The organism is Gelidibacter sp. (assembly GCF_035577925.1).
Classification (GTDB): Bacteria; Bacteroidota; Bacteroidia; order Flavobacteriales; family Flavobacteriaceae; genus Gelidibacter.
Genome location: NZ_DATJCY010000315.1, coordinates 22,067 through 28,066 on the forward strand (window position 1 = coordinate 22,067; position 6,000 = coordinate 28,066).

A 6,000-nucleotide genomic window follows, 5' to 3' on the forward strand; every position below is an offset into this window, starting at 1 on the left:
ATGGGATGTTAGCTCCAATTAATTTACAAAAGGGTGCCTTTGGTATAAATGCCAAAAGTGCCCTTTTAGGATTTTGGATATCAAATTAAGTCAGCCAAGATTGTAATGTGGGTTTAATTGTTTGAATATCCTTATTAATAGGTTTTTATAATTTGATGGTAATATTATTTGTTCTTTATTTAGGTTTTTATAGTTAGGGAGTATTAAAAGGATAATTTAAGATTAGTTTTTGTTTGTTGGTTTTAAGCTGTTGATTTAGATCTTTTGTGGATTGAGTTGTTCGACAGTAAATTATATAATATCAGCTTTTTAAAATTAATTTATAAAATTTCATAAAATTCTGTCACCCTAATTTGGCAATCGTATAACATATTAATAGAGAAAAGCATTTATGACATCAAATTCAAGATTGAAAATAGTTCTAGAAACAATAAAAGTTTCTGGAAAAATAACTCCAGAATTATTAAAACATTTATCTGTAGAAGAAAAAGACCTTGTCCAGACACTTTTTGATCAAGGTATGATCGAGGATACTTTAAGTTATATGGAAAGTTTAGATAGTACTAAAGCATGGAACGAATTAATGCCAGAATTGGAACAGCCAGAAAAGAGCGCCATTCCTTTGTGGCGCTCGGTTATGCGCTATGCTGCCGTGGTTGTTGGTGTGGTTGCATTAGGGTATATGGTACAGACTAGAGATCAGGTTGATAGTGGGATGGCCAATCAGGTTTTAGAAACAAATGGAATAAAACTATTGTTGGGAAAGGATGAAATAAAGTTTTTGACCCAGCAAAGCAGTGAAGAAATTAGTAATAGTTCAGGTCAGGTAGTTGCGCAATACAATGCAAATAGTATTACCTATTTGAACAATCCTGAAATTAAGGATCTTGTTTTTCATGAAATTGAAGTTCCGTATGGAAAAATATTTGATTTGACCTTGTCAGATGGTACCGTGGTCCATTTAAACTCTGGAACTAAGATGCGCTATCCTATTCAATTTTTAAAAGGTCAAAAACGAGAGGTTCAGATCAGTGGAGAGGCTTATTTTGATGTTGCTAAGGATAAAGAACATCCTTTTGTGGTAAGTTCAGATGATATTGCAATTGAGGTATTGGGAACTCAATTTAACTTCTCAACATATAAAGAAGAATCGGTTGTGGGTGCTGTGCTTGTTGAAGGTGCAATAAAAATGATCAATTCAAGATTTCCTGACGAAGACGTTGTTTTAGTGCCTGGCACGCGTGGTTCATGGAACAAGGTTGAACATAAAACAACAGTTGAGGAAGTAGATGTGAGTATTTACACAGGCTGGATGAAAGGCGAGATGATTTTCAAGAATTCAACTTTTGAGGAGATGGCAAAAAGACTTGAACGCCGATATGATGTGAAAATTGAAAATAGAAACTCAGAACTTTCCCAAAAAGTTTTCAATGCGAGTTTTAGCAAACGTATTGAAAGTTTTGAAGATGTGTTAATATACCTTTCGGAGGTGTCTTCTTTTCGCTATGAGATTAAAAATAATAGCGTGATAATTTATTGATAACTATTGAATTAACTAATAACCATTAACCATTAAAACTTTTCTTATGACATACTTTTTATGATATCGAAATGATTAAAAATGAATTTTCAAAAATGTTTTCACCATTTTCTCAAATATTTAATTAAGATAAATAACTGCACCTACAACATTTAACTCAACAACATTATGAAAAAAATTAGAAGCTTTAAAATACCTTTTTGGATATTTTCCAAAATTGATTTAAAAATAAAACTTACCATACTTTTTTTGATTGTTTCATTATTTGAAATTCAAGCAAGTTCATATCCTGATGGCGATAAATTGGATTTAGATTTAGAGCAAGCAAGCTTGATGATGATATTTGAAGAAATCGAATCAATTTCAGATTATCGCTTTTTGTTTGAAACACAACAAATCGTATCTGAAAAAAGAATGACAGTAAAATTAAAAGACAAAGAGATAAAGGAAGTTTTGGATGTGGTACTTGATGATACTGGCATAAAATACAAAGTGAAAGGACGTCAGGTTATTCTTGTTAGGACTGAAAAAGATGATGTGATCAAAGATTTTTCGGATGGTAAAAATAATAACAAAATGGTAGTGCAACAGGTGATAAAAGGTACAGTTTCTGATGCGTTTGGACCTTTGTTGGGTGCCAATGTTCTTGAAAAAGGAACAACAAATGGCGTTCAAACCGATTTTGATGGTAATTATACGCTTAATGTTTCTGCTGGTGCTATCTTAGTTGTATCATACGTTGGTTATAAAACAAAGGAAGTTCCGGTTTCAAATCAAAGTACGATCAATATTATTTTAGAAGAAGATGCGGCACTTTTGGAAGAGGTAGTTGTAACTGCTTTGGGGATTTCCAGAGAGAAAAAATCCTTGGGATATGCCACTCAAGAAGTATCGGGTGATGATGTAAACAGAGTGCCTACAGATAACGTGGTGAATGCACTTTCAGGAAAAGTGTCCGGTGTTCAGATTAAGAATAACTCCAATTTAGGAGGGTCAAGTAACGTCATAATTAGAGGTAGCACTTCATTGACAGGAGATAACCAGGCCTTGTTTGTTGTAGATGGTGTGCCTATCAGCAACTCTAACTTTAATACTGAATCACAACAAACTGGTGGTGGTGGATTTGACTATGGTAACTTGGCCTCTGATATAAATCCTGAAGACATTGCATCGATTAACGTTTTAAAAGGTGCCGCAGCAACTGCATTATATGGCTCTAGGGCAACTAACGGTGCAGTTGTAATTACGACAAAATCTGGTGCAGGATTAAAAGATAAAACTCAAATTACCATCAATTCTGGAGTTACTGTTGGGTTTGTTGATAAATCGACATGGCCAAAATACCAAAATGAATATGGTACTGGTTACGGTTCCATTTATGGGCCTAACGGAAATGAGTATTTCAACCAACGTGATGTGAACGGCGACGGGGTCATGGATCTTGTTTCGCCATCTACAGCTTATGGCTCTTATGGTGCGCCTTTTGACTCTAGTTTAATGGTGTATCAATGGGATTCTTTCTATCCTGAATCTCCTAATTATATGAAGCCTACGCCTTGGGAAGCTCCTAAAGATGACTTGATCAGTTTTTTTGAAACTCCGATAACCCTTGTGAACAGTATCTCACTTTCGGGAAGTGGCCAAAAATCTAATTATAGAATTTCTTATACTAATTTTGAGCAAGATGGGATCATGCCAAATAGTAACATTTCTCGTAATAATGTATCTATAAATACAGGGTTTGATCTTAATGACAGATTAAAGGCTTCTGCCAGTGCAAACTACATAAAAACTGATGCTTTGGGACGTAATCGTACAGGAAACGAATCGGCATTTGGAAATGGTGGTAACGTTGTTGCGACGATGCGTAAATATTGGGCTAATAATGTGGGTATTCAAGAGTTGAAAGATGCCTATTTTAGTACTGGAAGAAATATTGATCCTTTTATGGGTGGAACCATTGATAACCCATATTGGGTACTTTATGAAAACTACCAAAATGACACCCGAAGTAGAATATTTGGTAATGCATCCTTAAACTACAAGATTACCGACTGGTTAAATGTAGAAGGTCGCGTTTCATTAGACACCTATTCCTTTTTACAGGAAGAGCGCGCTAATACCGGAACTAGAGGAAGAGAAGGTAAATATGAGAGAAAAAACATCAACTTCAGCGAGATGAATTATGACTTAATGTTAAATTTCAATAAGCATGTCACTGAAAAGTTGAACATCAGTGGGGTTCTTGGGACCAATATTAGAAGAAACGATTTTAGTTCAATTAGTGCTTTGACCAATGGCGGCCTTGTGCTTCCGGGATTGTATTCACTTTCCAACTCTGTCAATATACCAAATGCACCAGTTGAAGTTCAAGAAAAGGTTGGTGTTGATGGGGTATATGGTCTTGTTTCTTTTGGCTATAATAATCTATTGTACTTAGATTTAACTGGACGTTTTGACCATTCTTCAACTTTGCCTAAAGAGAACAGTACTTATTTCTATCCATCGGTTTCTACCAGTTTTATTTTCTCAAATTTAATTGAAAGTGATATCCTGTCTTTTGGTAAATTGAGATTAAACTATGCTGAGGTTGGGAGTGCAGCACCAGCAAACAGGTTAAAAGACGTCTTGTCAAAACCTACACCATTTGGTTCTATTCCTTTGTATGGCGTCAATAGTACTAAAAACAATGCGGACCTTTTGCCAGAAAGAACAGCCAGTACAGAATTTGGCTTGGAACTTCGTTTTTTGCAGAGCCGATTACGTATGGATATGTCGCTTTATAAAACAAACAGTAAAGACCAAATCATTCCGGTAGCCATTTCAACAACAACGGGTTATTCTTCAAAATTTGTAAATGCTGGTGAAATTCAGAATTCTGGTGTCGAATTGGCTTTATCTGGAACCGTCATAAAATCCAATGATTTTGAGTGGGATATGAACGTTAACTGGGCAAAAAATAATAGTAAAGTACTTTCCTTGTTTGAAAGTGCCACTAATTTACAATTGGGGAGTGCGTCCGGTGTAACCATAAATGCAACAATAGGACAGCCTTATGGAACTATTCAGGGGCGTGATTATATTTATGTGAATGGTCAGCCAGTAATCAATCAAACCACTGGAGAATATGAGCGTACTGCAACATCAAACCATATTATTGGAAACGTTACACCAGATTGGAATGGCGGCATTACCAATACCTTCAGGTATAAAAATTTTAATTTTAGTTTCTTGATTGACATGCAAAAAGGTGGCGATGTTTATTCTTATGATATCGCCGTTGGTAACAGGTCGGGACTTTATAATTATTCGGTAGGGTTGAACGATTTGGGTAATCCAATTAGAAATTCCTTGGCGAATGGTGGAGGAATTATTTTAAAAGGTGTTGCTCCCGATGGAACGCCAAATACCGTACGTACGGCCATGGATACTTATAATAATGCTATAGGAAGTATCAAAGCTCCTGCTGCACATTTTATTTATGATGCCTCTTATGTAAAGTTACGAGAAATGTCATTGAGTTATTCATTTCCTAAAACCGGTTTGCTTGAAAAAATAAAAGTAGAATCTTTGAGATTAAGCTTAGTTGGATCAAATTTATGGATTATTCATAAAAACTTGCCTTTTTCCGATCCTGAAGCTAATTTAAGTTCGGGAAATGTTCAAGGATATCAGGAAGGTGTGCTTCCAACAACACGAAATATTGGTTTTAATCTACAAATACAACTATAATTTTAAAACAGAAATATCATGAAAAAATATTTAGTTATATGTATCACATTTATATTCATTGGTTGCTCTGGTAATTTAGAGAGTCTAAATGAGGATGTCAAAAATGCGACCTCAGCGCCCGCTGAAGCGTTCTTTAATCAAGCTTTAAAAAACATGTCGGACGTTGAGAGTGATCTTACCTATGGCAGTTCGGCAAGTATCATGACTTTGGGTAGAATTTGGTCACAACAAATTTCTTCTGTGACCTATAACGAGGGGAGTCGGTACTTTATGAGTTCCAATTGGAATCCTGTTTATATGGGTGTGTTAATGAATTTGAGTGAAAGCCAAGAGGCCATTAATAATACGGCAGAAACACCTACAAACAGTGTAGCGCTTCAAAATCAAGCAGCAATCGTCGAAATATTAACCGTTTATGCTTTTAGTAAGCTTGTTGAGGGGTTCGGGGATGTTCCTTATACTGAAGCATTGGATGTCAGTAATGTATCTCCAGTTTATGACAAGGCAGAATCTATTTATCTTGATTTGTTGACAAGATTGAATACTGCCTTAAATAATATTGATGAAACAGGTGCTAGTTGGCAACAAGATTTGATGTATAATGGTAATACAAAACTCTGGAAAAAGTTTGGAAGATCATTACAGTTACAAATGGGGATGCGTGTTGCAGATAGCAATCCACAAGTAGCTGAATCCAATATAGTGGCTGCAATCCCAGGTGTCTTTAC

The 6,000-nt window shown here is 35.5% G+C and carries 3 protein-coding genes; all 3 read left to right on the plus strand.

Annotation, left to right across the window (positions count from 1 at the left end):
- Positions 1-409 precede the first annotated feature (409 nt).
- A complete protein-coding gene (locus VNJ50_RS12350; RefSeq protein ID WP_325582356.1) occupies positions 410-1,540 on the plus strand; it encodes a FecR family protein in 1,131 nt (376 codons plus the stop codon).
- A gap of 168 nt (positions 1,541-1,708) precedes the next feature.
- The gene (locus tag VNJ50_RS12355) at positions 1,709-5,272 is read left to right on the plus strand and encodes a SusC/RagA family TonB-linked outer membrane protein (protein WP_325582358.1); all 3,564 of its coding nucleotides are present in this window, start codon (positions 1,709-1,711) and stop codon (positions 5,270-5,272) included.
- Between the two features lie 153 nt (positions 5,273-5,425).
- Positions 5,426-6,000, plus strand: a 575-nt coding sequence (locus VNJ50_RS12360) for a SusD/RagB family nutrient-binding outer membrane lipoprotein (protein ID WP_325582359.1), incomplete at its 3' end; no start/stop codon positions are given.

Bases quoted from the DNA above. Each gene is read 5' to 3' on its own strand.
- VNJ50_RS12355 (WP_325582358.1), top strand. From the start codon at position 1,709: ATGAAAAAAATTAGAAGCTTTAAAATACCTTTTTGGATATTTTCCAAA.